We start from the raw sequence: 25,631 nt of genomic DNA, 5'->3' as shown, positions 1-25,631 counted from the left end.
ACAAATGAAATACAGATCAGTGTGCATTACGAGGGGTGGTGGTCCGGTCCCTGCTGGTTGACGTGAGACGTGGGCCGGCCAGTACGAGAAGACTGCACTCTATCGAGGCGCCAGCATGGCCGGTCTCTACCCCTTCCTACCTGGGGACTTGCGCAAGCGATTACATCTAATGAAAGATCTCTTCGTCTGATGTAAGTGGCGGAGGGTGACTGAGACATGCGTGGTGAGGCTCCGGGGACTGCCCGGTTGCAGCTGGTGGGCGGGTTACCGCTGTTGCGTCCCGAGGAGCAGGTCTTCGAGGCGATGCTGGACGGGTGGCGGAATCAGCAACTGGCCCGCAACTTGGCGTTCTCGACGATTGAGGGTCGAGAGGCGACGGTGAGAGGCTTCGCCGGGCACGCGGACGCGTTCCCGTGGGAGTGGACCGCGCAGGCGGTGGATGAGTGGTGCGGTGACCTTCGGGCGGTGCGGAAGGTGAAGCAGTCGACGCTGCGCAACTACTCCGGGTCGGTCCGCTCGTTTTGTCAGTACGTCACCGACCCAGCCTACGGCTGGGCCGAGCAGTGCGAGACCCGGTTCGGTACCCACCCGGTTCAGGTCGTCCACGAGTGGAACTCCGCGGTGCACGCCCAGGAGTACGAGGGCGACCCGTCCAAGCGGGCCTTCACCCTGGACGAACTGCAAGCGCTCTTCGATCACGCCGATGAGCAGGTGACCCAGGTCCGCGGGCGGGGCCGGAGTTCGGCGAGTACGGCGTCTGCTACGTCCGCTTTGGCAAGGCTATGAAGGGTTCGCCGCCCAAACGCCGCAGCGTGCTGACCGTCTGGGACTGGATCGCCGAAACCGTCGAACAATGGGAGACCGAGGTGCGGCCGCTGTTCACCACCGCCGATGCCGGGGCCTTGTGGCCTTCTGAGCGCGGCCCTCGAATCGGGTTCTCCCAGATGAACACCCGGCTCGCCACCTACCGCGACGCGCTCGGCCTGGACGCCGGGCTGGACTTCCACTCATTTCGCCGCTCCTACGTCACCCACCTCATAGAAGATGGATTCGACGCCCGTTTTGTTCAAGATCAAGTGGGCCACGAGCACGCTAGCACGACCTCTATTTACACCTGCGTCTCGTCCGACTTCCGCACGCGGACACTGCGCCGGGTGCTGGACACCACGATCGATGCCGCCCTGCGGCCCGCGAGGAGCATGCGATGAAACGGCAGGTCAGCTACCAGTGGCGGCTGCGGGAGATGATGGCCACCCACGGCATGTTCAACGCCACCGACCTGGCGCCGTTGCTTGTCGACCGCGGGATCCGTCTGTCGTCGGTCCAGGTCTGGCGTCTGGTCACCCAGACCCCTGAACGGTTGTCGATGCCCGTGCTGGCCGCGCTCTGTGACATCTTCGAGTGCACCCCGGCCGAACTGATCGTCACCAAGGCCGAGAACACCACCAGGCGGCGCACCGCCACCTCGGCTGCCGGCGGTGACGTCGACCTGGCCGCGATCATTCGGCCCAAGCGCGCCCGCGTCCGACCCGAATGACCACAGACACGCAGCCCGGCGTGGCCGGTGATCCACAGGTCGCCGTCCTTCGCGGAGCCGTCGACCACTTCATCGACGAGATCATCGGACGATCCCCGGCTGCCCGCCTGCGACTGCTCACCGAACTTCGACACGAGCTGAACGCGTCACTCGATAGTGCGCGCGTCCAGGCAATGACCGACGCCTCGGCCCAGGGCTGGGGCTTACGCCGGATCGCTGAGCAGTGCGACCTGTCCCACGAACAAGTACGACGCTTACTCGCAGGCAGTGTGGACGCTGCCAAGAGCGCCCGCAGCAAGTACAGCAAGAACCAGGGGATCTGCCGGGAGTGCGCGGGCATGGCCCGGCGCTTCTGCACCCGCTGCGGAGAAGAGGAGGGGCCTTTGCCCGCAGGCCTCTGTCAACGCTGCACCCTGGCAGATGCTCTCTGTCTGGTGCTGGATGACGGCAACGGCCAGGTCAGTCCACCCCTGAAGCCCTTGTTCGATGGTCTGTGCGCTGCGACAGAACCGGGAACGGTTCTGGAATGGCTGACCGGGCAGGTCCGTGACCTCCTCGAAGGGCTGGCCACCGGACGCATTGGCCTTACCCATGAAGCTCTCAACTCCCTGGAGCCGGTACGCACCGTCGACCACCTGCGAGATCTGCTGGTGCACCACGGGGTACTACCGCCGCTGGACAAACAGCTGGCGCTGTTCGAACGCTGGCTGCCACGCTATCTCGACAACCTCGCCGAGCCGGTGCATGCCCGGCTGGTCGGCCACTTCGCGACCTGGCACGTTTTGAACCGCATGCGGCGCCGGGCCGCTAAACGCCGTCTCGTCCCCAGCGCCAATGACCACGCCAAGCAGCAGGTCTCCCAGGCCGCTGCACTGCTGACCTGGCTCGATGGTCGCGGCCGGTCCCTCGGCAAGCTCGGCCAGGCCGACGTGGACGCCTGGTTCGCCGAGAGCACCGCCACCCGTCGGCCCTCTCTGGATTTCCTGCGCTGGTGCGCCGAGACCGGGAGAACCTCCAAGCTCACGCTGCCTACGGGGAAGGTGACCAACCCGGCCCCGATCACCCAGCATCGCAGGCTGGAGCTGATCCGCGTCCTGCTAACCGGTGACCGCGCGCCGCTCTTCGTCCGCGTCGCGGGCCTGATCGTGCTGCTCTATGCCCAGCCTGTCAGCCGTCTGATCCGCCTCACCACCGACGACCTCACCGAGAATGACACCGAGATGCTCCTCCGGCTCGGCGATCCGCCTGTCACCGTCCCCGATCCTTTCGCCGCGCTCCTGCGGGGCTACCTCAAGCAGCTCCCCAGGCAGATCAACAGCACAAATCCCAGCAGTGCCTGGTTGTTTCCTGGTCAGCGGGCCGGACAGCCAGCCAGCGTCGGCGGCGTCCGCGACGCCCTTCGCGAGGCAGGGATCCCCACGCTCGCGGCCCGCAGCGCGACACTCCGACAACTCGTCCTGCAAGCCCCCGCCCCGGTGATCGCGGTCATGCTCGGCTATCACCACACCACCACGACCGGCACCGCCGCCGAAGCCGGATCTCCCTGGAGCAAGTACGCCCCCGGCGACCACAGTAAGTAACAATCGCCACTTCGACGAGCAGAACACCGACTACTCGATCACCGACTCTTGCCAGTCTCGGACCCCATATCTGGCCGGGTTGTTGCTGCCGCGGGACCGGAACAAGACGCTGACCTGTCTGGCCGGGGCGGAGCCGGTGGTCGGAGCGCAGAACGCGGCGGTGCAGCGGCTGCAGTTCTTCCTGACCGAGTCGCCGTGGGAGCCGGAGACGATCAACACCCGGCGCCTGGATGTGCTGCGGTCCGACCCGGTGACCGCGCCGCATGCGGGCGGGGTGTTGGTGGTCGATGACACCGGCGACCGCAAGGACGGCACCGCCACCGCGCATGTCGCCCACCAGTACCTGGGCTCGGTCGGGAAGATTGAGAACGGGATCGTGGCGGTGACCACGCTGTGGGCCGACGAGCGGATCTACCACCCCCTGCACGTGGTGCCCTATACCCCCGCCGGTCGGCTGCCGCGCGGCCGAAGCGATCCGGCCTTTTATACCAAGCCGCAGCTCGCGACCGCTCTGGCGGGCCGGGCCCGGGCCGCGAAGGTGCCGTTTCGGGCGCTGGTCGCCGACTGCGCCTACGGCGACAATGCGGCCTTCACCGCTGAGCTGTGGGCCGCCGGGCTGCCGTTCGTGCTCGCGCTCAAGCCGAACAAGGGCTCCTGGGCCCCGGCCGATGCGGCGCACACGCCGGTCGATGCCGCCCGTGAGCTTGCCTGGACGGGCCCCGAGGCGCCGGACGCCTGGACCGCGGTCGTGCGGCGCTTTCGCGACGGCCGCACCACAGTGTGGTGGGCCGCGGACGCGGTCCTGGCCGGCTATGGCCCCAACCAGGCGGTCCGGCTGATCGTCGCGACCGCCGACCCGGCGACCCTGCCGGCCAAGGCGACCTGGTATCTGGCCACCAACCTGCCCCGCCCTGGCAGCGCCCGGGCGGCTTCCAGCCCGCATCCGGCCGCCGACCTGGCTGAGATCGTGCGCCTCTACGGCCTGCGCACCTGGATCGAACAGGGCTACAAGCAGGTCAAGGACGAACTCGGCTGGGCCGACTTCCAGGTCCGCTCCGACGTCGCGATCCGCCGCCACTGGACCCTGGTGATGTGCGCGTTCACCTTCTGCCGGCACGCCCGGCCCATCGATCCGCCCCCATCACCGCAGGCCCTGTCTGCCCCAGCCGAGGCCGACGGCGGAGAGAGGGGGGTCTACCGCCAGAGCGCGACCCGGGCCACTGTGCTGGCCTCAGAACATCCGCCATGTCCGCGGCTGGCTGACCCCACATGCACTGCTGCAACGCTGGTGGCGCAACTGGTCGAGCAGGCCCCCGCCCGCTGAACTACAGGCCCTGGTCACAGCCGTCACCGCAGGACATCCCCTCAACCTCTACGCCCCGCCTTAACAAACCACCGTAGTGCTGGGTTCCTCAAAGGGTGTTGAGCTGAGCGGTGGCCAGCCATCCTGATCAGGGGCATCGTGGATGACAGGGAGGTGGTGTCATCATGCCGAAACTGCTGCACGCTCGAGCGCCGCGAGACGGCGAGGAGGAACGCCAGATCCGTAAACTCGCCGGTGCCCGGCACGCCCCGGCCGACTGGATCCAGCGCGCCCAGATCGTCGTGTTGAGCTGGGAGGAGATGCGCGGCCCGGCCATCGCCGCGATGCTGGGCTGTCATCCGGAGACCGTGCGCCGCCGGTTGCGCCGCTTCAACGCCGAAGGCATCGACGGGCTTGGTGACCGGCCCGGGCCCGGTCGCAGACCGCGGATCACCCAAGCCGAACGATCGCGGCTCATCGCGCTGGTCAAGACGATACCGCCCGGGCGGCTGCGCTGGGAGCCCTGGGGTGAGCTGGAGGCCGACGACGAGGATGGGCCGGCGGTGTGGACCCTGGATGCCCTCACCGCCGCCGCCCGTGAGCAGGGCATCGACATTCACCGTTCCCAGGTGCGCCGGATCCTTCTGAAAGAGGGGGTGAGATGGCGCCGCACCCGGTCCTGGACCACCAGCAAGGACCCGGACTTCGCCGCAAAAGAACGCAGGTCGTCGGCCTGTACACCGACCCGCCGGACGGCGCGGTCGTCGTCTGCGCCGACGAGCTGGGGCCGGTGACCCCGCGTACCTTCGGCCCCGCGCCCGCCTGGTCCGCCGACGGCCACCGGATCAAAGCGCCGCTGGAATACTTCCGCGGCCCCGACAAGACCTGGGTGTACGGTGCGCTGCGCGTCGCCGACGGCGCCGCGGTCACCATGACCGCCGCCTCCCGCAACAGCGACTGCTACCAGCGGTTCCTGCAACGACTCGAGGACGCCAACCCCGGCCACGGTGACATCTGGGTGATCGCCGACAACCTGTCCGGTCACAACAGCCTCGCCACCCGCACATGGCCGGCCGACCATCCCCGCATCCAGCACGCGTTCATCCCCGTCGGCGCCTGCTGGCTCAATCTGCAGGAGGCGTGGTGGCGGATCTTCCGCCACCATGCCCTGGCCGGAGTGTCCTTCGCTGATAGCAAGGACATCGACCACGCCACCCGCATCGCCACCGCCCAGCTCAACCAGCGGGCCAAACCCTGGGTCTGGGGACGGCCACCACCGGCCCCCAGACACCTACGCCGCCAGTTCGTCTACAGCCTTTGAGGAACGAAGCACTACGGTGGTTTGTTAAGGCGGGGCGTAGAGGTCGAGGGACCGCCCCGCGGTGACGGCTGTGACCAGGACCTGTAGTTCAGCGGGCGGGGGCCTGCTCGACCAGTTGCGCCACCAGCGTTGCAGCAGTGCGCAGGGGGTCAGCCAACCGCGGACGTAGCGGACGGCGCGGGGCCAGCACAGTGGCACGGGTGGCACTGTGGCGGTGGGCCCCCCTCTCTCCGCCGTCGGTGTCGGCCGGGGCGGGCGGGAGGTGTGGTGGCGGGACCGGATCGGCGGGCCGGGCATGCCGGCAGAAGGTGAACGCGCAGGCCACCAGGGCCCAGTGGCGGCGGATCGCGGCATCGGAGCGGACCTGGAAATCGGCCCAGCCGAGTTCGTCCTTGACCTGCTTGTAGCCCTGTTCGATCCACGTCCGCAGGCCGTAGAGGCGCACGATCTCGGCCAGGCCGGCGGCCGGATGCGGGCTCCAGGCCGCACGGACGCTGCCAGGGCGGGGCAGGTTGGTGGCCAGATACCAGGTCGCCTTGGCCGGCAGCGTCGCCGGGTCGGCGGTCGCGACGATCAGCCGGACCGCCTGGTGCGGGCCGTAGCCGCCCAAGACCGCGTCCGCGGCCCACCACACGGTGCTACGGCCATCGCGAAACCGCCGCACGACCTTGGTCCAGGCGCCCGGCGCTTGGGGACCTCCCCAGGCAAGCTCACGGGCGGCGTCGATCGGCGTGTGCGCCTCATCCACCGGAGCCCAGGAGCCCTGGTGCGGCTTGAGCGCGAGCACGAACGGCCAATCCAGCGGCCCACAGTTCAGCGGTGAAGGCCGCATTGTCGCCGTAGGCGCAGTCGGCCACCAGCGCCCGAAACGGCACGGCGGCGGCCTGAGCCCGACCTGCCAGAGCGGCCGCGAGCTGCGGCTTGGTGCGAAATGCCGGATCGCTGCGGCCGCGAGGCAGCCGAGCGGCGGGGGTGTAGGGCACCGCGTGCAGCGGGTAGTAGACCCGCTCGTCGGCCCAGAGTGTGGTCACTGCCACGATCCCGTTCTCGATCTTCCCGACCGAGCCCAGATACTGGTGGGCGGTGTGCGCGGTGGCGGTGCCGTCCTTGCGGTCCCCGGTGTCATCGACCACCGGCACCCCGCCCGCATGCGGCGCGGTCACCGGATCGGCCCGCAGCAGCTCAAGGCGCCGGGCGTTGACTTTCTCGTGATCCCACGGCGACTCCGACTCAGAAGAACTGCAGCCGCTGCACCGCCGCGTTCTGGGCCCCGACCACCGGCTCCGCACCGGCCAGGGCCGTCAGCGTCTTGTTCCGGTCCCGCGGCAACAACAGCCCGGCCAGATATTCGCGGAACCCCCGGCGCTGCGCGAGCGAGCACCACAGATCATCGAACCGGGCCGCGTACTCCTCCAACGGACCCGGCGCCGGTGGACACGGACGCCGCGCGGTCACCACCACGACCACCCCCGAACAGCACCAACTACCCCTATCCACCGGCTTACCGCGACATCAACCCCACGTCAACAAACCACCGACTAGCGGAGCGACCGCTCCATCACCAGCCGGTACGGCTGCCGCGGCCGCCCCGCCTGGGCGGGGCGCACGGTGGGCATGGGCCAGGCCAGGCCCTCCTCCACCAGGCTCTGCAGCACCCGTCGGGCGCTGCGCGGGGCGATGGACAGCACGTCCGCCACGATCTCGGCGTCCACCACCATCGCTTCGGGCCCGTCGCCGAGCCCTTCGACCAGCCGCTCCAGGACCTTCGCCGCCTTGGAGGCCGCCACGGGCTCGCTCACCGGCTCCACCCTGCGGCGCTGGCGCATCGGCAGGGACAGCACCGTACCGTCCAGGCCGACGAGGAAGGCCGCGGTGGCGTCGGCGTTGCGCGCCTTCTCCACGGCGAGCGTCGCGTTGGAGTCGGCGTCCCGGGCTGTGTTGCCCAGGCCGATGCCGACCTCGACCGCGACGCCCACGTCGGCGCGGATCCGGTCCATGAAAGGCGCGACCCGGAAGCCGTCGGTCGCCTGCGAGAGCGAGCCGACGGTGGCGGTGACCACGTAGCTGTTCTCGTCGCGCGGAACCACGGTGGCGCCCATCAGCCTGGCGTCGGCCAGCAGCGCCTGCTGCAGCGAGAGCTTCAACTCCTGCTGCCAGTAGTTGCCCGGCCCCGAATAGCTGGGCCGGGCCGAGGCCGCCAGCTCCACCAGGACGATGGCGATCTGCGACTCCTCCAATCGGCTGCCCGTCCCGAGGAGCGCCGCGGTGTTGAGCGCGAGCCGCAACGTGTGCGGAGTCGGCAGCATCCGCAGCACGGGCACCTGGGCGGCGGCCAGCTTCCTGGCCACGGTCCTGATCGTGGTCAGCGCCGCGGTCGTGGCCCCCTGCCGGTAGAGCTTCTCGTGGAAGCCGATGAAGCCGCGTGCCGACTCCGGCTGGTCGTACTCCGACAGGTGGACGTGGTCGGTGCTCACGCCGATCTCGCCGTAGGCCTCGTGCACATCCGCGGCGGAGATCGAGTCGATGCTCACCCTGGCCGGGTCGATGCCGTGGCTGAGCACGCCCCGCAGCAGGCTGGAGTAGAGGCCGGAGCCGTTGACCGGGACGAACGTCGCGGGCACCGGCAGCTCACCCGACTGCCGGGCCAGGTCGTGCTGGAGAGGTCCGGTGAAGAGGACGACGTCGATGCTGTCGGCGATCTTGCAGAACTTCTCGTACGTCTCGTGCTCCTCCGCGTGCGGCGCGCCGACCAGGCGCCAGTCGGCGGCCGCGGGCAGATCCGCCCCGATCGACATGATCTGCTCGACCAGGTCGTGCGGCCCCACGACGCCGATCGTCACCCTGGATCGCGTCTCGGATCGTAGCCGCTCCATGACTGTGATCCCTCCTTATCCAAATTGCCCCCATCGGGATCATAAATCGCGCTCAGGGTGCGACCACCTGACTGGAACGTGCTTGTTGAGCGCTGTCTCGCCACTGGAGCAGATCGGTCATCGTGCCACCGAGCACAGCGGCTCTGGCGTCGTCACTGAGATCGCTGAAGAGTACCCGTCCGAGCGACATCCGAAGGTCGATGAACGGGAAGTCCGAACCGAACACCACCTGCCCCGGCCGCACCTCACGCACCATCCGGGCGAGGTCGGCACCGGTGTTGTACGAACCGCACACCTCCAGCACCACCCCCGGACGGCGCTGTGCCACCTCGATGGCCGCGTCGAACCCCAGCGGGGTGGCGCCCGCGTGCCCGGCGAGGATCACCGCCTCCGGATGCCGGATGGCCGTCTCCTCCACCATGGGCAGGTCGTTGTACGCCGAGCCCTCATAGGTGTGCGTGAGCACCGGGCAGCCGGTGCGCTGCGCGAACTCCCACACCGGCGCGTATCTGCGGCCCGTGAGCGGATACAGGTGCAGGTCCGGGTGGAGCTTGACGCCCCCGAAACGGGGGTCGTCACCCCACTTCTCAAGCTCCCCCACCGGGTCCTGCCACGGGTTGACGGTCAGGTAGCCGGTGAACCGGTCGGGCGCGTGCTCGACGACCGCGGCGGTCGCCGCGTTGCCCGCCGCCGCGTCGAGCTGGATCGCCAGATGACTGGACAGGACCGCGTGCGACACCCCGCACCGGTCCATCACCCTGACCATCGCCGCCGGGCCCGCCTCGGGGATGAAGAACAGGCTGTACGGCCCGGCGTGGGCGTGCGCGTCGACGATCCGCAGGCTGTGCTGGGGACGGCGCTCCCACAGGGCGGACGTGAGGGGGTTCATGCTGCTCTCGCCTTCTTGCGGAGCAGGCTCCGCAGGTTGCCCCCGCCGATCGCCGACACCGCGCCGTCGTCGAGTTCCGACCACAGCAGCCGGGTGACCGCCTCGGCCGGGTCACGAGTGGGCGCACCGGTGCCGAAGACCAGCCGCTGCTCGCCGAACCGCTCGACGAGCCACTCCAGGCCGCAGTGCGAGGACAGGTTGGCCAGCCCGAGGTGGACATTGTCCGTACGGGCCAGCACACCGGCCACCTGGCGCAGGACGCGGTAGCCGAGGCCGCCGACCACGACCGTGAGGTGCGGGTGGGCCACGGCGACCGCCTCCACCTGCGGCCACGTGGTCTGGGCGGCGTCCAGGAGCAGCGGCAGCCCGGCCCGCGCGATGGCCTCCAGCACCGGGGTCGCGTCCACGCCCGCGAGGTCGTAGCCGTGGTCCACGGGGTAGGCGCGCACCGCGCGGACCCCGCCCGCCAGGGCGGCGGACACGAACTCGGCCGAGGTGCCCGTCTCCGCGCAGGTGTCGGGGAGCATCACCCAGCAGGGGAGCAGCCGGGGCTGGCCGGCGACCAGCTCCAGCAGCGCCCGGTTGCCGGTGTGGGGGTCGTGCAGCCACGACAGCGTGTGCCCGACCAGCGCCTCGGAGATGCCGAAACGGTCCATCGAGGCGAGCGCCTCGGCGACGCCGCCCGCGCCGACGTCGCGGGCGGGATGGCGGCCCAGCATCGCGTCGGCGTCGATCAGCACCGGTCCGCGCCTAGTCATCGGCCGCCGCTTCCAGGTGCCATCGGCCCGACGACGGGAGGGTGACCGTGAGGCCCGGGCGCAGCCGTACCCCGTTGAGCGCCAGCCTGGTCACGCCGGGGGCATGGACCCTCAGCTCGGTGCACCGATCGGTGTCCACCACCGCGGCGAATCCCCCGCGGTAGGTGATGTCGGCCGCGGCCAGTCCCCGGGCCTCGACCAGGGCGATCCCGTCGTGGACGAGGGAGGGGCCCCAGCTGGCGGCGGCGAGCAGGACGCCGTCGGTGTCGCAGCGCGTCCATTGGTGGCCGGAGAACACGTCGACGACCCCGTCGAGACAGACCTCCCCGCCGCGCAGCCGTACGGCAGGCGGGTTCTCGGCGAAGGGGAAGAGCCCGACGGTGAACGTCTCGGCTCGCTGACGCAGGCCGAGGGTGTGCACTTCGCCGTACTCCGCGGTCCGGGCTGCGGGGTCGGGGATCCGGCTGGGCCCGGTGCCGTGCAGGACGCCCGTGACCGCCTCGGGGTCGGCGGGGAGCACGTAGAGCCCGGGGCCCCGCACGTTGGCGTGCCCTCCGGCACGTTCCATCCAGGGCGAGCGGCCGTGCAGCTGCCACACGGCTTCGGGGGCTTCCTCTATCTCGTCGGTCACCAGCCAGTACGACGGGGCTTCGCGGACGAAGACGATCCGCCGGTCGTGTCTGTTCGGATAGCCGTGGTGATGGCCCGCGAACACGTCCACGTGCGGCAGGGCCGCAAACGTGTCGCAGGCGGCGTCGCGGTCGGCCGCGAACGCCGCGCCGGGCAGGAGCACCGTGTTGTGGCCGCGCGTCGCCTGGAACCAGTCGTAGTAGCCGGGGTCGTCGTAGGACGGTGGACCGCCCGCCTCCCAGGCCAGCGGCACGCCCCAGCCTGACAACACGAAGTCCAGCGCCGCGTGGTGGCTGTGCGGCTCCAGCTCGTGGCCGACGAACGGCCCGTAGTTCACCACGGTGTGCAACGCGTCGGGCTCCCAGCCGGTGCGGAAGACCGCGTACTGGCTGGTGTCCAGGGTGCGGGAAGAGGCGTCGGGCTCGCTCGCCGGAGCGGGCGCGGGCGCGTCGTCCAGGCGGGGCGGCAGCCACGCCAGCTCGCTGCGCAGCTGCTCGGGCGACAGCCAGCGCCGGGCGAGCGCCTCGTAGCCGGGATCGCCGAGCAGGTAGTGGCCGCGCAGCAGGTGCGCGGCGGGCCAGAACAGGCCGCTGTCCTGCAGGTGGGGAATCCACCCGGCAGGGGTGACGAGCGCGACGTACCAGTCGTGCATGGCCCGGACACGCGGATGGGCGGCGAGGTCCCAGCCGAGGTACTGCTCGCCGATGACGGCGGCCCGCTGGACGGCTTCGACACACATGCTGTGATAGCCCGGAGAGCGCTCGTGGTGCCCGCCGTCGGCCCGCACGTCGAGCTCGAGGTGGTCGAGGATCCGCGCCTTCGCGACCTCCGCCCAGCTGCTCGCCTCGCCGAACTCGTGGAAGACGGCGGCGACGTGCAGGAGCTCGGACGCGCACGCGAACTGCCAGTTGCCCTGCCGGAACTCGTCGTGCTCCTCGGCCGCCCAGCGGGCGCCGCCGAGGACGGTCTTCACCATCTGCAGCCAGCCCTCGCGGCTGAGCGCGGGCTCCTCGCCGAAGACCGCCAGGGCCTGGGTGACCAAGGAGGAGCGCGCCCAGACGCCGAGGGAATACCAGATGACGTCGAGACCGGGCCAGTCGCCGGTCACGCGGTCCCGGCTGTCGTACCACTGGCCGAACAGCCGGTCCCACTCCTTGGCGTAGGCCGGGTCGCGGGTCAGCGCGTAGGCCGAGACCAGGGGCGACATCCACCTCAGGTAGTGGAACCCGTAAAGCCTCGACCGCCCGTGGCCCTTGTCCAGGAAGTCGACCTCGGTGCCGAGGAGCTCGCCGGCGGCGGCGACGGCCTGCGCGGCGGCCTCCGTCCCGGACATGCCCGCCGCCCAGCGGGCGACGTCGAACACCGGCCGGGGCCCGGTCCTGGTGGACAGGTGGCGGCGCAGCTCCTCCACTGTCGCGGTCCCGGTCGCCGCGAGCAGGTCCTCATCGGTGATGTGACGCATCCGCACGGGGTCAACGTGTGGCGGTTTCTCCACGTATTGCACGTCAGTCCTTCCCCACGATCTTCACCGGCAGGCCCGTCCGCGCGGACTCGTGCGCGGCGGCGAGCACCGCGGTGACGTGGCGGGAGCTCTCAACCGTGATCAGCGGCTCGCTTCCCGTCCGGGCGCAGTGCACGAAGTGCTCGATGGCGTCGCGGTAGGCGCCGGCCGGGATGCCGTGGACGACGCGCTGGAGCATGTTCCGCGGATAGGTGTAGCCCTTGTCGGTGGCGAGCTGGATGTTCTCCCGCTGCCGGTCGAGTTGGACCACGCCGTCCTCTCCGACCACCGTGACGTAGCTGTCGACCATGGTCGGGAAGGTGTTGGGATAGATCCAGGCCGACTCGAACGTGGCGGTGGCGCCCCGGCTGAACCGGGCCTGGATCTGCATGGCGTCCGGGGTGTCGATGCCCATCGCCTGGAGCTTGCCGTAACGGGCGGTCGCGAAGACCTCGACCACCTCGTCGTCGAACAACCAGGTCACCAGGTCGATGTCGTGGCTGGACAGGAACCAGGCGCAGGTCGTCCGATCCGCCCAGCTGATCATCTCGGTGGGCACGTGGATCGTGTCGTTCTTCCTCGCGTAGCCCACGACCGCTTCGCCCAGCAGGGGCATCTGGTCCTTGGCCTGGGCATAGGCGGGCACCCAGCGGTGGTTGAACAGGCACATCGCGACCACGCCCGCCCGCCGGATCGCCGCGAGCGCGCGGTCGGCGTCGGCCACCGTCGTGGTGAACGGCTTCTCCACCAGGATGTGGACGCCCGCCTCGGCCGCCGCCACCATCACATCGGCGTGCAGGTGGTCGGGCGTGGTGATCGACACCGCGTCGACCGTTCCCGAGGCCAGCAACTCCTGGTAGTCGGGGTAGACGGCGGCTCCCACCCGCCCGGCCAGTTCCTCCGCGTGCTCCCGGGTACGGCTGGCCACAGCGGTGATCTCGGCATGCGGATGGGCCGCCAGCACCTCGGCGTGCCCGCGGCCCATGATTCCGGCACCCACGATGCCGACTCGCAGGTTAGACAAGAGCGTCATTCCAATTCTTCTCTGCTGTGTCGAGCGCGTCCTTCACGCTCTTCTGTCCTTGGAACACGGCGCGGATCTCCTCCGCCAGGGACTCGGCGAGCTCGGTGTCCTTCGCAGTGCCCAGCGGTGTGTACTCCAGCTTGGGCAGTCCCTTGACGATCACCTGGCGGGCGACGTCCATCGGCTCGGTGCCGCCGGTGCCGGTGAAGAAGGAGTCCTTCGTCGAGGAGATCGTCGACGGGTAGATCGGAACGATCTTGCAGAAGGCGAGCTGGTTGGCGCCGTTGGTGAAGAACTTGATGAACTCGGCCGCCGCCTTCTTGTGCCTGGAGGCCTTGGGGATCGTGAACGTCTGCTGGGCGTTGAGCAGATAGCCGCCACCGGCCGTCTGGACGGGCTCGGTGACGACGAGGTCCTTGTAGATGTCGGGGGCGTTCTTCTGGATGTTGACCAGGGTCGCGCCGTTGGCACTGGCCGTGAAGGCGACCTGGCCGTTGTCGAGGCTCTGCGGGAGGGCGCGGATGTCCTTGGAGACGGAGCCCGGCGCGATGCCGTGCTCGTCGTAGCTCTTCTTGAACTTCTCGATGATCTCGGCGACCTCGGGGGTGTTGAACGCCGCCTTCTTCTTGTCCTCCGACAGCAGCGTGACCCCGTAGTAGCTCAGCACGGAGACGACGGACGGCCCGGGGATCTCGTTGGTGCCGTAGACCTTGGTGTCGTCGTAGACCTTGGCCGCCAGGGCCAGCGCCTCGTCGTAGGTCTTCGGCGGCGCCTTCTCGTCGAAGCCGGCCTTGGACACGACCGACTTGCGGTACATCGCCACCGGGGCGCCGCCGTTGTACCAGGGCACTCCGTAGAGCTTGCCGTCCTGGCGCAACGGCTCCACCAGGTTCGGCTGGAAGTCGGCGAGTTCCTCCGGCTTGAAGTAGTCGTCCATCGGCGCCAGCGACGGGATGAACCTGCCGAGGTCGGGAGAGCCCAGGTTGACCGCGTCGGGCACGTCGCCGCTGGCCATGGCCGCGAGCAGCTTGGTCGCGCTGTCCTGACCCGGGACGTCCACCCACTTGACGGTGACCTTGGGGTGTTCCTTCCGGTACTGGGTGATCAGCCCGGTGACGTAGTCGTTGAAGTTCTTCTTCAGGTTGATCGTCCAGAATTCGACCTCACCCTCGAACGGCTGGTCGGCCGCGGCGGAGGGGGTGTCTTCGGTGGTGCCCGCCACGCAACCGGTGGTGAGCATCGCCAGCGCCAGCAGTCCCGCCGCTAACGCCGTCCTGGGTGGAGTCATTGCGAACCTCCTGAATTGCGGCCGTCCTTAAAGCATTCTTTCGGCACAATGACAGCCCAATCCGAGCCCGTCAAGGCCCTCATCCCCGCCATCTCACGGCTCAATCGATCAGCCCATTCAGCCTTGACTCCGGCGAATAGGCAAAGATACGCTCCCGGCATTCTGGCCTGCCGTTATCTAGCCTACGGCCCTCACAAATAGCGTTGAAGGGTGTTAGCGCCGATGGCCATACACGTACCAGAGCGCCACGCGCCTTCGGCGGCCCCGAGGACGCGTAGCCGCAGGAGCACGTCACGAGATGATCGGAAGAGGCCGCAGCCCGGCAGGATCCCCGGCCAGCGCTGGTACACCCCCTACCTGTTCCCCATCCCGGCCCTGATCCTGTTCGGGATCTTCTTCGCGTGGCCCGCCGTCACCGCGATCCAGCTGTCGTTCTTCAAATGGGACGCGGTGTCCCAGCCGATCTTCGTGGGCCTGGACAACTTCGCCCGGCTCGCGAGCGACGGCAGGTTCTGGACCGGCCTGGGCAACTCGATGCTGTTCCTGGTGGGGATGTTCCCGCTGCTCGTCGTCATCCCGTTGCTGCTGGCCGTACTCGTCAACCAGAGGCTGCCGGGCATCAAGACGTTCCGGATGCTCTACTACCTGCCCGTCGTGACCTCGATGGTCGCGGTCGGCGTCGCCTGGGAGTACGTCTTCAACCAGCAGGGCGTGCTCAACTGGATCCTCACCGGCTTCGGCATCCTCGACCAGCCGATCCAGTATCTGCTCGACCCCGTGTGGGCGCTGCCGGCCCTCGTCCTCGTCGAGGGCTGGAAGAGCATGGGCGTCTTCATGATGATCTATCTCGCCGGGCTGCAGACCATCCCCACGAACCTCTACGAGGCCGCCAAGGTCGACGGCGCCTCGGCCTGGCACCGGCTGCGCCACATCACCGTCCCGCTGATCGTCCCCTATCTCGCGGTCACGCTGACCATGGAGATGCTCGAGGCGATGCAGGTCTTCACGTCCGTCTACGTGATGACCCAGGGCGGCCCCCAGGACTCCACCCTCACGCTCGGCTACTACATCTGGTCGGCGGCCTTCCAGAAGTACGACATGGGTTACGCCAGCGCCATGGGCCTCGTCCTGTGGCTCCTTTTGATCCTCATGGCGCTCGCCAACTACCGGATCACCAAGGGAAGGACGGTCATGACATGACGCCGAAGCTCGCCTTCCGGCTGCGGCGCGCGGGCATGTACGTCCTGCTGACCGCGATCGCCCTCGTCTTCGTCGGCCCGTTCCTGATCCTGCTCTCGGCGGCCTTCAAACCCGCCGGCCAGGCCGTCTTCTCCTTCCCCCCCGACATCATCCCCCGGCCCCCGGTCCTGACCTGGGTGAAGGAGGCCTGGACGACCATCCCCTACCTGAGCTACCTGTTCAACTCGGTCATCTACGTCGGCGTGATGGTGCCCGTGTACATCGTCGTCTCCGCGCTGTGCGCCTACCCGCTCGCCCAGATGAACTTCCGCGGCAAGAACCTCATCTTCTTCGCCATCCTGTCGACGATGTTCCTGCCGGGCGAGGTCATGCTCCTCCCCCGCTTCCTGGTGGTCTCGCAGCTCGGCATGGCCGACAGCTACGCGGGCGTGATCCTGCCGGGACTGCTGTCCGCTTTCGGGATCTTCCTGATCCGCCAGACCTTCGCGGGCGTGCCACGCGAGGTCATCGACGCCGCCCGCACCGATGGCTGTCACGAGCTGAGGATCTTCTGGCACGTCATGCTGCCCGCCGCGCGTCCCACCCTGGCGATCCTCGGCATCTTCGGCTTCATCTCGGTCTGGAACAGCTTCATCTGGCCGATGGTCGTGCTGAAGGACTCCGCGATGTACCCGATCGCGCTGGGGATCTCCTACCTCGCGGGCGTCACCGGCACCGACGTCCGCAGCCTCGCCGCCGGAACCGTCATCTCGATCCTGCCTGTCGTCATCTTCTTCATGATCATGCAACGTCACGTACTCGAAGGCATGCGCGGCGCGGTCAAGGGCTGACGTCGCGCGAGAGGTGGTCGAACAATGTTGTCACGCAGGCAATTCACGATGGGAACCCTCGCCCTGGGAGTTCTCGGCACCACAGGTACGGCTCGCGCCGCCGCGGGCTACGACTACACGGCCAGGGAGACCTTCGACCTGTTCGACAGGGTCTTCCACTCGAGCGGCAACCTCGGCCAGCCGACCGACCACAACGAGCAGGGCGGCCTGGGCTGGGGGCAGTCCTACGTGCTCGCCGCCTTCATCCGGATGTACGAAGCCTACGGGGACACCTCTTACCTGGACCGGCTCATCCACAACGCCGACCTCATGCTGGCCATGCGCGACTCGGAGCGGGGCGTGACCGACTACCGCGGCCTCTCGCTGCCCGCCTGGCGCAACCGGAGCTACACCGCCGGAGGCGTCACCCTGCTCGATCCGGCCGGGCAGCCGCTACTGGAGGTGCGCAGCGCGCTGACCAATGTCGACGACGCCGTCGCGACCGTCCGGGCGGGCACGAGCGAGGACCGGTTCACCCTCGAGGTGGCCAACCCCCCGAAGGCCAAGGTGTCCACCTTCGCCAACCTCACCATGGACCCGGCCGGCTCCGACTACGCCGTGCGCCGCATCCTCGACGCCTACCCGTCGGCGACCATGGTGACCGCCCGCGACCTCAGGGACTCGCCGGCCGCGGGACCGATCCCCGCCCTGGGGACGACCAAGCCGGCCGCCGCGCCGGTGCACTTCTCCGTGCACACCGGAATGATCACCTATCCGCTGGCGTCGTTCGTGCGGATCGTCTACCGCACCCCGAGCCTGCACCGTGATCGACGCTACAAGGCCAAGGCCGATGAGTATCTCGCAGCCGTCCGGGACGCCGCGGCCGTCCACGATCGCGAGTGGGTGCAGAACGACGCCGGGCTCGGCCACTTCATCTGGCCCAAGGGGATGCCCGTCCCCTACGACGGCGCGGAACAGCCCATCAACCAGAGCCTCGGGCTGGGCCAGACCTACGCCGAGCTGGCCGCGGCGACCGGCGACCCCACCTACCTGGACCGCACCCGCCGGCTGGCCCGCGCATTCGCCGGGGACCTGAAGGTCGACGCGGACGACGCCTACGTCTGGCCGTACTGGCCGACGTTCGGCAAGCTGTACAACGGCTACACCAAGGCCGACGACGTCTCCGAGTACACCCCGTCGTACGGCTCGCCGGGCAAGGGCGCCCAGCAGGTCGAGGATCTCAGCCACGGCGCGATCGACGTCGAGTTCGCCGCGCTGGCCTTCCGCCGGAAGATCCACTACCAGGGCCACGACATGGAGCGCTTCGCCCGCACCTACACGAAGAACCTCGCGACCTCCGACAACGGTGTGGCGACCACCTTCGTCCGGATCGACGGCACCGGCGCGCTGGCCGCCGCCGGGCAGTATCTCCAGGCTCCCCGCTGGATGCCGGTGGCCCAGTGGGACGAGACCCTCTTCACCCATGCCCGCGCGGTCTACGACGACCACGCCGCCGAATCGCAGTACGGCTCCACGCTGCTCTGCGTCGCCTACCTCAACTGGCATGCCCGCCGGAAGAGCTGAGAGGCGGCCGGTCACGCCACCTCTCGAGCACCGCTGTCCGCACATGGGCTGACATCCCGCAGCCGGGTTGGGCCCGGTCCAATCCGGCTGCGATCAGTTCATCGTTCCGATCAGCGAGGCGAAGGACCGGCTGACCGACCGGGCCGCCCGCCACGGAACGCCCCCGGCGGCGCGGGCTCCGGGCTCAGAGTTTCAGCGCCGGCAGGACCACGTCCTCCAGGACGGCCCTGGGGGTGGTGTCCTGGTCGGCCCCGTTGTAGCCGCCCGCGGTGACGGCCACGACGAGGTCGTGGCCGGGGACGAGGAAGAGCCGCTGCCCGCCGTTGCCCATGGCCGCCACCCGCCCGTCGGGGCCCGCGTACCACAGGTAGCCGTAGGAGCAGCCGTCCCAGGCGGGCACACGCGGCCGCAGCATAGCCTCGGCCCAGCTCACCGGGATGACCCGGCGGTCCAGTACGGCCTGGCCGAGCCCGGCGAGGTCACGGGGGGTCAGCCGCAGGCCGGAGGCCGCCGAGGCCACCCCGTCGTCACCGGCCATCCATTCGAAGGATTCGACGCCCAGCGGCTCGAAGAGGGCGGTGCGCGCGAAGTCCTCCAGCGGGCGCCCGGTGCCCCGGGCGATGAGCCCGCCGATCAGGGCCGCGGCGCCCCCGCTGTAGTGCCACCGTCTGCCCGGCTCCTCGACGATCGGGCGCTCCAGCACGTATCGGTAGCGGTCGGCGGCCAGTTCCATGCCGATCTCGTCGTTCTCCGGGCTGGTGTACGGCTTGGTCTCGTCCCATTCCAGGCCGAGCGTCATGGTCAGCGTGTGCTCGACGGTCAGCCGGGCCCGCCGGGGGTCGGCGGCCAGGTCGGAATACTCGGGGAAGTGCCGGAGGATCGGCTCGTCGGGCTCGGGCACCATGCCGTCGGCCAGCGCGATGCCGTACAGCAGCGCGACGACGCTCTTGGTGACCGAGCGGACGTCGTGCAGCGTCTCCGGCCCGAAGTCCACCGTGCCGAGGGGGGTGTTCCAGCTGAAGTCCGGGCCGCTGCCGTAGTGCTCCAGGACCAGGCCCCCGTGACGGGCCACCACGACACCGTGCAGGCCCGGCGCCCGCCCCTCCCGGACGAGGGCGTCAAGCCGACCGGCCAGGTCGGGTGCGAGCCCTGCCTTCTCGGGTTGGATCCGCTGCCACACGTGGTCGCTCCTGAGCTGTCAGACGTTTCGGACATGGAGACTTTCACAGGGAAAGAGGCCGATCCGCAACCTCATTGATCCGGCGGTGTTCCGGGGCGTGGACGGAGTGCGTCGGCACGTGCGGCGGCGAGCGCGATCCGCACCGCCTGTCCGGCCGTGACCTCGTCGACCGGCTCGGCGGTGATCAGCAGGCGGAAGTAGATCGGTGCGGCGAGGGCCTTGAGGAGCTCTGCCGGGTCGGTGCCGCCGGGCAGTTCACCCCGCTCGACGGCGCGGGTGACCACCTGTTCCGCACGCCGGAGCCGGTCGTCGAAGACATGGCGCCTGGCGTCGGCGATCTCCGGCACGTGGGCGGCTCCGGAGAACATCGCGGCCATCATTGCCTGGCCGGTCGAGCCGGTCATCATCCGCACGAGTGAGGACGCGAGCGCCTGCAGGTCGGACTCGACCGCGCCGGTGTCGGGGATCGGGACGTCCAGCGCGGCGTGGTCGGCCAGCGCGTCGACGACGAGGCTCTCGCGATCCTTCCACCGCCGGTAGACCGTCGTCTTGTGGACCCCGGCCCGCTGGGCCACGTTGTCGACGGTCAGTGCGGCGTAGCCCTTCTCGACCAGTTCGGCGAGTGTCGCGGCATGGACCGCGGCGCGTACCTTCTCGCCGCGTCCGACCGGCTGGGTGCGCGGAGGGCCGGAGTTCATCGCAACTCCAAGTTGCTTTATCGGGTGTCGAGTGCCACGATCACCATAACGCAACTTGGAGTTGCGATAGAAATCTCCCCGTCGAAGGAAACATCATGCGCGTCCCTCCCGCGTGGACCCCCGACTCCATCCCCGACCAGTCAGGGCGGCTGGCCGTGGTGACCGGCGCCAACAGCGGCATCGGCTACGTCACGGCCCGTGAGCTCGCCCGTCACGGCGCCCACGTCGTGCTGGCCTGCCGCAGCCCCGGACGCGGACAGGACGCGCTCGACCGCCTTCTCACCGAGGTGCCGGGCGCGCGGGCCGAGCTGCGCCGCCTCGACCTCGCCAGCCTGGACTCCGTCAGCGAGTTCGCCGCCACATGGGACCACGACCGGCTCGACCTGCTGGTCAACAACGCGGGCGTGGCGATGGTCCCCTTCTCCAGGACCGCCGACGGATTCGAGTCGCACTTCGGCGTGAACCACCTGGGCACGTTCGCGCTCACCGGACGGCTCCTGCCCCACCTGCTCGCCGCGCCGGCCCCTCGCGTGGTCACCGTCAGCAGCGAAGGCCAGCGCTTCGCCCGGTTCGATCTGGCCAACCTCAACGCCCAACGCGGCTACAGCGCTCCTTTCGCCTACGTGCGGTCGAAGAGGGCCAACCTCTACTTCGCCGTCGAGCTGCAACGCCGGGTCGCGGGCTCACGACTGCGGAGCATGGCCGTGGCCCCGGGCCTCACCCGCACCAACGTCCTCACCGGAGGCGCCAACGCGGGCCGCGGCACGCTGTACCGCAGCCTCGTTCCGCTGCTCGTCCGGTCTGCGTTCAGGCCGGCCGCCGAAGGCGCCAAGACCTCCCTGTACGCCGCGACGGTCCCCGACCTGCGGGGAGGCACCTACATCGCCCCCGGCGGATTCCTGGAACTGCGCGGCGAGCCCACGGTCCGCCACGGACACCGGGCCCTCCACGACACCGCCACCGCACGCCGTCTCTGGGAGATCTCGGAGGAACTCACCGGCGTACGCCACCCGATGCCGGCGGGCGCGGCGCGTTGATGCGCGGAGACCCGGACTGCCGGACGGCCACAGCCGCCGGAGCCCGAGGCGATGTGACCACGGAACGGGAGCGGGTTTGAATTTCAACCTGACCGAGAGGAGACCGGCAGCACCGAGGTTCAACCGGTGGCCGCCGACGTCGCCACCCCGGAGGGCGCGGAAAAGATCATCGCAGCGGAGCCGGACGTGGACATCCTGATCAACAACACCGGCATCTTCTCCGCGACGCCGGTGTTCGAGATCTCCGACGCCGAGCGGCGGCGTTTCTTCTAGGTGAACGTCCTCAGCGGCGTGCGCCTCGCCCGCCACTACGTCCCGCGCATGGTCGGCCGCGGCTGGGGTCGCATGATCTTCATCAGCAGCGACCCCGCCGTGCTGCCCCCGACCGAGATGGTGCACTACGGGTTGACCTCCTCCCCTCCCTGAGGAGGGGATTCCCACGGTCGCCCGTGAGGCTTCCTGCTTCACCGCCGGTCGCCCGCCCGGAAGGATCTCCGTTGAGGTCTTACACCAACTCCACAGGCGTTTCACCTCGCCGCCGGCCCGGCGGCGAGGGTGGTGCCGATCACGCAAGCAGCGGCTTGGTTATCGCCGCCGCCGAACACGTTACCGAATCACGCGCCGCCGCGCCGCGTTTTCTCCCTCGCCCGAGGGCAGGGTATCCACGGTCAAAGAGATGTGATGACCAAGACCGCCAGCTGGCGGACTCCCGGGGCATGGCCCAGTCCGTGGCGGGCAGCGGTGTCACCGTCAACTCCGTGCTCCCCGGCCCGACCCACACTCCGGGCGTCGAGCAGTTCATCACCGATCTGATCGGTGGGGACATGCCCTTCGAGGAGGCCGAACAGCGGTTCATCGCGCAGGCGCGCCCCACATCTCTCCTCGGCCGGCTCATCCTTCCCGAGGAGATCGCCAACCTCGTGCTCTACGTCAGCTCCGAGCAGGCGTCCGCGACCAGCGGAGCCGCCCTGCGCGTCGACGGCGGCGTCATTCCCACCCTGATTCCCTGATCGGGCGGGACCTCCGGTGGCCTGCCGTTCACGACCCGTGGCGGGCGGCCCGGGCCTCGGCCTCGTCGGCGTCCAGCTTGGCGGCCTCCTCCGGGGTGGGGGCGCTGCCGCCGAGATGGCGGGGCTGCCACCAGGCGCCCGGGGGGATCTCCGGGTAGGTCCGCTGGGCCCTGTCGAGCAGCGCGGCCATGCTCTCGCGCAGCTCGGCGGTGACGGCGTCGTAGTCGTCGCCGCGCTTGGCGTACAGCGGCTCGCCGACCAGGATGGTGATCGGCACGTGCCGCTGGAGGAGCTTCCTGGGGCGTCCCTTGGTCCACAGCCGCTGGGTGCCCCACAGGGCGACCGGGATGAGCGGCACCTTCGCGCCCACGGCCATCCGGACCGCGCCGTTCTTGATCTCCTTGACCGTGAAGGACTGGCTGATCGTGGCCTCGGCGAACACGCCCACGATCTCACCGGCCCTGAGTGACTTCAGCGCCGCGCCGAAGGCCGCGGCACCCGCCGCGCGGTCCACCGGGATGTGGTGCATGCCGCGCATCAGCGGGCCGGAGATCTTGTGGTCGAAGACCTCCTTCTTGGCCATGAAACGGACCAGGCGCTTGGCCGGCAGCACGGTCAGACCGGCGAAGATGAAGTCCAGATAGCTGATGTGGTTACTGACCAGCACCGCTCCGCCGGTTCGCGGGATCCGCTCGGCTCCCTCGACGCGGATCTTCAGGTCCAGGGCGCGGAACAGGGTCCGCGCAGCCCCGATGACCGGGGGGTACACGATCTCAGCCATGGCTGAACCGTACCTCAGCCACTCGGCGGGATTCGACCGGCCATGGCGGTGGCGGCGGCTCCGCCGGAGGGACCTCCCGGTCCCGTACGGTCACCGCCTCGCAGCCGATGGACTGGAACGCCTGGGTGAAGACGGAGCCGCGCTCGTCCGGGACGTCGATCCGGCCGCCGCCGCGGAACGCGGCCTCACCGGTAGGCGTCGATGCCCAGTTTGAGCGCGACAAGCAGGCCGCAGACGGCGGCGACGACGCGGAGCGACCGCCCGGGAAGCCGCCGCGCGATCGCCGGGCCGAGCCAGCCCCCCGCCAGGAACCCCGCCGCGAGCGGCACCGCGGCCGACCACTGCACCGGCCCGAAGATCGCGAATCCGATCGCGGCCACCCCGTTGGCCAGCGCGGACACGACATTCTTGACGGCGTTGACTCTGACCGGCGACTGGTCCAGCACGGCCGTGAGCACGGCGAACATGAGGATCCCGCCGGCCGCTCCGAAGTATCCGATGTAGATCGCGACCGTGAACAGCGCGGCACGCAGCGGCCAGCCACGTTCGGCCTCGAGGTTGCCGGCCAGGACCCCCAGCCTCAGCGGGCGGATCAGTAGCAGCGAGGCGGCCGCGATCAGCCACGGCGCGATGACCTCGAACACCTGGGACGGAGTCAGCAGAAGCAGGAGCGCACCCGTGGCGCCTCCCAGCGCCGTCACCCATCCCAGTCGCAGGACTCGCCTGCCCTGGCCCGCGAGCTCCGGCCGCGACCCGGCCGCCGCTCCCAGGCCGGTGAACAGCAGCGCGACCGTGTTCGTGACATTCGCGCTCAGCGGGGACAGACCGAACGCGAGCAGCGCAGGGTAGGAGACGACGGACGCCAAACTCACCACCGTGCTGACCACGCCTGCCAGCACTCCCGCCGCGGCCAGGCCCAGCGCTTCAGCGAAGATCACATCCGTAACCCAACCACACGGCCGGAACCGCCGGTCAGGCGGTGGCTCTCCTCCCCACCGGCCTGCGGCGGCAGAACAGCCGGGCGCAGGTCGCGGACACGGGTGGAAAGGCGATGGGTGTAGCTCGAACTCAGTGACTGACTGAGCTGGGTGTTTGTGGTTGCGGCTGTTTGATCGTGGGGCTGGCTTCTACCTGCACGCCGGTGCCCGACGATGGTCAGGTCTGGCGGCCGGCGGCGGGACCGAGGATGAAGGTCGTCCCCTCGTCTTCGGGCACCTTCACCGCGAGCTCCGTCTCAGCCAGGGTCCTGGCGAGCTCCTCGCGGTCGCCTGCCCACCCGAGGTAAAGCTCGTCGACCAGGTCGCCCCTGGCGTCGAAGGCCGTGTCATGGCTCTGTGTGTTCCAGAAGACGGCCCTGGGCGACTCCACGTCCTCGGTTCGCTCGGCCACGCGCTGCCAGCATCCTGACGTGGTGGGCCAGAGGGCGGGCTCGGCAACGTATCCCTTCGCGGCCAGGCGTCCGAAAGCCCGCAGGATCCGGCACAGATCGGAGGTCTCCGCAGTGGCCAGGCAGGTCACGGTACCTTCGCCCGGCTCCTGGGGGCCGTGGGCCGCCGCCAGAAGCCGCTCCATCGCGGCATCGAAGTCGTCCTCGTCCTCCAGTTCGTCCTCCAACTCGTCCTCGAGGACGCGGACCACGAGCCCCTCCCAGGCGAAGACCGACTGAATCTCCGACGGAAGGCCACCCCTCCAGCGGACGTCGACGTCCCGGAGCAGGGCGCCGTCGGCCGAGAACGCGTCCGTGAAGTCGTCCGGCAGGGTCAGCAGTCCGTATTCACCGGTCGCGGACGCGAACTTCTTGCCCGTGACGTGCTGCCACCCCTTCTCGTCCAGCCGGTCGAGGACCCGGTCGAAGGCTTCGCTGTGCGACTCGGCAGGCGAATGTGCCCTCTCACGCCTGGCCGCTTCCCGCCGATGATGAGCGACCCCCATCGCCCACCAGCAGTGCGGATGCTTGAACGCCTCAGGATCGAGCTCCTCCAGCCCTGCGGCGATCTCCGCGAGGCGGGCCTTGTCGTCCGCGGGCCGCTCAGCCCGGGGCGAGTGCATGTACGCGCCCAACCGACGAACGAACTCGGCGAAGGCCCCCAGCGTGGTGTTCACAATCTCGAGCTGGGGCTTCTCGTCACCGTCTCCTCGGGAAAGGAGCACGACGACCCCCTCGTTCACATCGAGGATGTACAGCATGTCGCCGTCGGTCCCGGTTCCGCCCAGGATCAGGGCCCGGTTGTCCTCGTTCAGCGGGCGGACGGCGAACAGCCCGAACGGCCCGTCGGGGATGTCCGCGCAGAAGTGCTCGCCTGCGACCCTGGGCAGCCCGCGAACGGCACTCGCTCCAGCGCGCCCGCCGCACGGGCACCGCGCTGGCCGGCGCCGACCAGGTGGTGCGGCGCCGCCTGGAGGCGGGCCATCACCGGCAGCTGTCCACGCTCGTGGGGACGGTGACCGAGGCCGTGCGCGGATCGTTCGATGCCGCCAAGACGGCGATCGAGGCCCGGTGCGGGCCGGTGATCGGCAAACGGCGACTTCGATGCCTACCGGCGTTTCCATCTCGTTCAAGAGCACCGCCGAGTTCACCAGACCCGCTACCAGCACGAACTCGACCTCACTGCTTGATCAGCCCAGTCA

At 69.4% G+C, this 25,631-nt stretch carries 28 protein-coding genes; 14 read left to right on the top strand and 14 right to left on the bottom strand.

All coding sequences use genetic code 11. The annotated features are described in order from the left end of the window. Positions 1-216 precede the first annotated feature (216 nt). From FHR32_RS43160 to FHR32_RS29050, 7 genes are all read left to right on the top strand, one after another. Positions 217-786: a hypothetical protein gene (locus FHR32_RS43160; RefSeq protein WP_221465294.1), complete on the top strand. Its 570-nt coding sequence runs from the start codon at positions 217-219 to the stop codon at positions 784-786. Further along, positions 783-1,208: a tyrosine-type recombinase/integrase gene (locus FHR32_RS43155; RefSeq protein ID WP_221465293.1), complete on the top strand. Its 426-nt coding sequence runs from the start codon at positions 783-785 to the stop codon at positions 1,206-1,208. The genes FHR32_RS43160 and FHR32_RS43155 overlap by 4 nt, the downstream gene beginning before the upstream one ends. After that, positions 1,205-1,537, top strand: coding sequence for a helix-turn-helix domain-containing protein (locus FHR32_RS29070; RefSeq protein WP_184753529.1), 333 nt, complete (start codon positions 1,205-1,207; stop codon positions 1,535-1,537). The genes FHR32_RS43155 and FHR32_RS29070 overlap by 4 nt, the downstream gene beginning before the upstream one ends. Next, entirely contained in the window at positions 1,534-3,117 is a 1,584-nt protein-coding gene (locus FHR32_RS29065) for a site-specific integrase (protein ID WP_184753528.1), read from the top strand. The genes FHR32_RS29070 and FHR32_RS29065 overlap by 4 nt, the downstream gene beginning before the upstream one ends. Then, the gene (locus FHR32_RS43150) at positions 3,035-4,441 is read left to right on the top strand and encodes an IS701 family transposase (RefSeq protein WP_312882762.1); all 1,407 of its coding nucleotides are present in this window, start codon (positions 3,035-3,037) and stop codon (positions 4,439-4,441) included. Before FHR32_RS29065 ends, FHR32_RS43150 begins: the two co-directional genes overlap by 83 nt. Before the next feature lie 164 nt (positions 4,442-4,605). Further along, positions 4,606-5,214, top strand: a complete 609-nt coding sequence (locus tag FHR32_RS29055) for a helix-turn-helix domain-containing protein (RefSeq protein WP_184752715.1) — start codon at positions 4,606-4,608, stop codon at positions 5,212-5,214. Beyond that, positions 5,100-5,741 (top strand): IS630 family transposase, encoded by a 642-nt coding sequence (locus FHR32_RS29050; protein ID WP_221465620.1) that lies wholly within the window; start codon positions 5,100-5,102, stop codon positions 5,739-5,741. The genes FHR32_RS29055 and FHR32_RS29050 overlap by 115 nt, the downstream gene beginning before the upstream one ends. An 88-nt stretch (positions 5,742-5,829) precedes the next feature. Here the strand turns inward: FHR32_RS29050 and FHR32_RS43145 are convergent, their stop codons facing one another. Genes FHR32_RS43145 through FHR32_RS29015 form a run of 9 tightly spaced genes read right to left on the bottom strand, consistent with a single transcriptional unit; the run spans position 5,830 to position 14,704 of the window. Beyond that, positions 5,830-6,528, bottom strand: coding sequence for a hypothetical protein (locus FHR32_RS43145; RefSeq protein ID WP_221465273.1), 699 nt, complete (start codon positions 6,526-6,528; stop codon positions 5,830-5,832). Further along, positions 6,482-7,030 carry a transposase gene (locus tag FHR32_RS43140; protein ID WP_221466253.1) on the bottom strand — a complete coding sequence of 183 codons (549 nt, stop codon included), beginning with the start codon at positions 7,028-7,030 and terminating at the stop codon, positions 6,482-6,484. Before FHR32_RS43140 ends, FHR32_RS43145 begins: the two co-directional genes overlap by 47 nt. Beyond that, a complete protein-coding gene (locus FHR32_RS43135) occupies positions 6,972-7,238 on the bottom strand; it encodes a hypothetical protein (protein WP_221465275.1) in 267 nt (88 codons plus the stop codon). The genes FHR32_RS43140 and FHR32_RS43135 overlap by 59 nt, the downstream gene beginning before the upstream one ends. Before the next feature lie 41 nt (positions 7,239-7,279). Further along, positions 7,280-8,614: a GTP cyclohydrolase IIa gene (locus tag FHR32_RS29040; RefSeq protein ID WP_184757672.1), complete on the bottom strand. Its 1,335-nt coding sequence runs from the start codon at positions 8,612-8,614 to the stop codon at positions 7,280-7,282. Between the two features lie 52 nt (positions 8,615-8,666). Further along, positions 8,667-9,503: an amidohydrolase family protein gene (locus tag FHR32_RS29035; RefSeq protein ID WP_184757671.1), complete on the bottom strand. Its 837-nt coding sequence runs from the start codon at positions 9,501-9,503 to the stop codon at positions 8,667-8,669. Further along, a complete protein-coding gene (locus FHR32_RS29030) occupies positions 9,500-10,261 on the bottom strand; it encodes an amidohydrolase family protein (RefSeq protein ID WP_184757670.1) in 762 nt (253 codons plus the stop codon). Before FHR32_RS29030 ends, FHR32_RS29035 begins: the two co-directional genes overlap by 4 nt. Further along, positions 10,254-12,353 carry a heparinase II/III family protein gene (locus FHR32_RS29025; RefSeq protein WP_246467881.1) on the bottom strand — a complete coding sequence of 700 codons (2,100 nt, stop codon included), beginning with the start codon at positions 12,351-12,353 and terminating at the stop codon, positions 10,254-10,256. Before FHR32_RS29025 ends, FHR32_RS29030 begins: the two co-directional genes overlap by 8 nt. 43 nt (positions 12,354-12,396) lie before the next feature. Further along, the gene (locus FHR32_RS29020) at positions 12,397-13,425 is read right to left on the bottom strand and encodes a Gfo/Idh/MocA family protein (protein WP_184757668.1); all 1,029 of its coding nucleotides are present in this window, start codon (positions 13,423-13,425) and stop codon (positions 12,397-12,399) included. Continuing rightward, the gene (locus tag FHR32_RS29015; RefSeq protein WP_184757667.1) at positions 13,409-14,704 is read right to left on the bottom strand and encodes an ABC transporter substrate-binding protein; all 1,296 of its coding nucleotides are present in this window, start codon (positions 14,702-14,704) and stop codon (positions 13,409-13,411) included. The genes FHR32_RS29020 and FHR32_RS29015 overlap by 17 nt, the downstream gene beginning before the upstream one ends. Before the next feature lie 222 nt (positions 14,705-14,926). Here FHR32_RS29015 and FHR32_RS29010 point away from each other — a divergent pair, with 222 nt between their 5' ends. From FHR32_RS29010 to FHR32_RS29000, 3 genes are read left to right on the top strand one after another with little or no spacing between them, the layout of a single operon-like run. Then, positions 14,927-15,904: a carbohydrate ABC transporter permease gene (locus FHR32_RS29010; RefSeq protein ID WP_246467465.1), complete on the top strand. Its 978-nt coding sequence runs from the start codon at positions 14,927-14,929 to the stop codon at positions 15,902-15,904. Then, complete coding sequence (locus FHR32_RS29005) at positions 15,901-16,734, top strand: carbohydrate ABC transporter permease (RefSeq protein WP_184757666.1); 834 nt, start codon at positions 15,901-15,903, stop codon at positions 16,732-16,734. Before FHR32_RS29010 ends, FHR32_RS29005 begins: the two co-directional genes overlap by 4 nt. A gap of 48 nt (positions 16,735-16,782) precedes the next feature. Then, positions 16,783-18,297: a hypothetical protein gene (locus FHR32_RS29000; protein ID WP_246467464.1), complete on the top strand. Its 1,515-nt coding sequence runs from the start codon at positions 16,783-16,785 to the stop codon at positions 18,295-18,297. Positions 18,298-18,481: 184 nt separating this feature from the next. On the opposite strand, the gene FHR32_RS28995 is transcribed toward FHR32_RS29000, so the two are convergent. Together FHR32_RS28995 and FHR32_RS28990 are read right to left on the bottom strand one after the other, a co-directional pair. Next, a complete protein-coding gene (locus FHR32_RS28995) occupies positions 18,482-19,477 on the bottom strand; it encodes a serine hydrolase domain-containing protein (protein WP_312882748.1) in 996 nt (331 codons plus the stop codon). A 71-nt stretch (positions 19,478-19,548) separates the two neighbouring features. Next, positions 19,549-20,175, bottom strand: a complete 627-nt coding sequence (locus tag FHR32_RS28990; protein ID WP_184757664.1) for a TetR/AcrR family transcriptional regulator — start codon at positions 20,173-20,175, stop codon at positions 19,549-19,551. Between the two features lie 95 nt (positions 20,176-20,270). Here FHR32_RS28990 and FHR32_RS28985 point away from each other — a divergent pair, with 95 nt between their 5' ends. The 4 genes from FHR32_RS28985 to FHR32_RS28970 all read left to right on the top strand — a co-directional run bounded on the left by FHR32_RS28985 (position 20,271) and on the right by FHR32_RS28970 (position 22,222). Continuing rightward, positions 20,271-21,212, top strand: coding sequence for an oxidoreductase (locus FHR32_RS28985; RefSeq protein WP_184757663.1), 942 nt, complete (start codon positions 20,271-20,273; stop codon positions 21,210-21,212). 126 nt (positions 21,213-21,338) lie between these two features. Then, a complete protein-coding gene (locus FHR32_RS28980; RefSeq protein ID WP_184757662.1) occupies positions 21,339-21,485 on the top strand; it encodes a hypothetical protein in 147 nt (48 codons plus the stop codon). After that, positions 21,486-21,638: a hypothetical protein gene (locus FHR32_RS28975; RefSeq protein WP_184757661.1), complete on the top strand. Its 153-nt coding sequence runs from the start codon at positions 21,486-21,488 to the stop codon at positions 21,636-21,638. A gap of 290 nt (positions 21,639-21,928) precedes the next feature. Further along, positions 21,929-22,222: an SDR family oxidoreductase gene (locus FHR32_RS28970; protein ID WP_184757660.1), complete on the top strand. Its 294-nt coding sequence runs from the start codon at positions 21,929-21,931 to the stop codon at positions 22,220-22,222. Positions 22,223-22,250: 28 nt separating this feature from the next. Here FHR32_RS28970 and FHR32_RS28965 read toward each other — a convergent pair whose 3' ends face one another. The 3 genes from FHR32_RS28965 to FHR32_RS28955 all read right to left on the bottom strand — a co-directional run bounded on the left by FHR32_RS28965 (position 22,251) and on the right by FHR32_RS28955 (position 25,553). Beyond that, positions 22,251-23,003 (bottom strand): lysophospholipid acyltransferase family protein, encoded by a 753-nt coding sequence (locus tag FHR32_RS28965; protein WP_184757659.1) that lies wholly within the window; start codon positions 23,001-23,003, stop codon positions 22,251-22,253. Between the two features lie 185 nt (positions 23,004-23,188). Next, positions 23,189-23,941, bottom strand: a complete 753-nt coding sequence (locus FHR32_RS28960; protein ID WP_184757658.1) for a sulfite exporter TauE/SafE family protein — start codon at positions 23,939-23,941, stop codon at positions 23,189-23,191. Positions 23,942-24,158: 217 nt separating this feature from the next. Continuing rightward, the gene (locus tag FHR32_RS28955) at positions 24,159-25,553 is read right to left on the bottom strand and encodes an SUKH-4 family immunity protein (protein ID WP_376773402.1); all 1,395 of its coding nucleotides are present in this window, start codon (positions 25,551-25,553) and stop codon (positions 24,159-24,161) included. Positions 25,554-25,631 lie beyond the last annotated feature (78 nt).

This window comes from Streptosporangium album, from assembly GCF_014203795.1.
Lineage (GTDB): Bacteria > Actinomycetota > Actinomycetes > Streptosporangiales > Streptosporangiaceae > Streptosporangium > Streptosporangium album.
The sequence above is the reverse complement of the archived record's forward strand: the minus strand, read 5'-3'. Positions and strand labels throughout refer to the sequence as shown.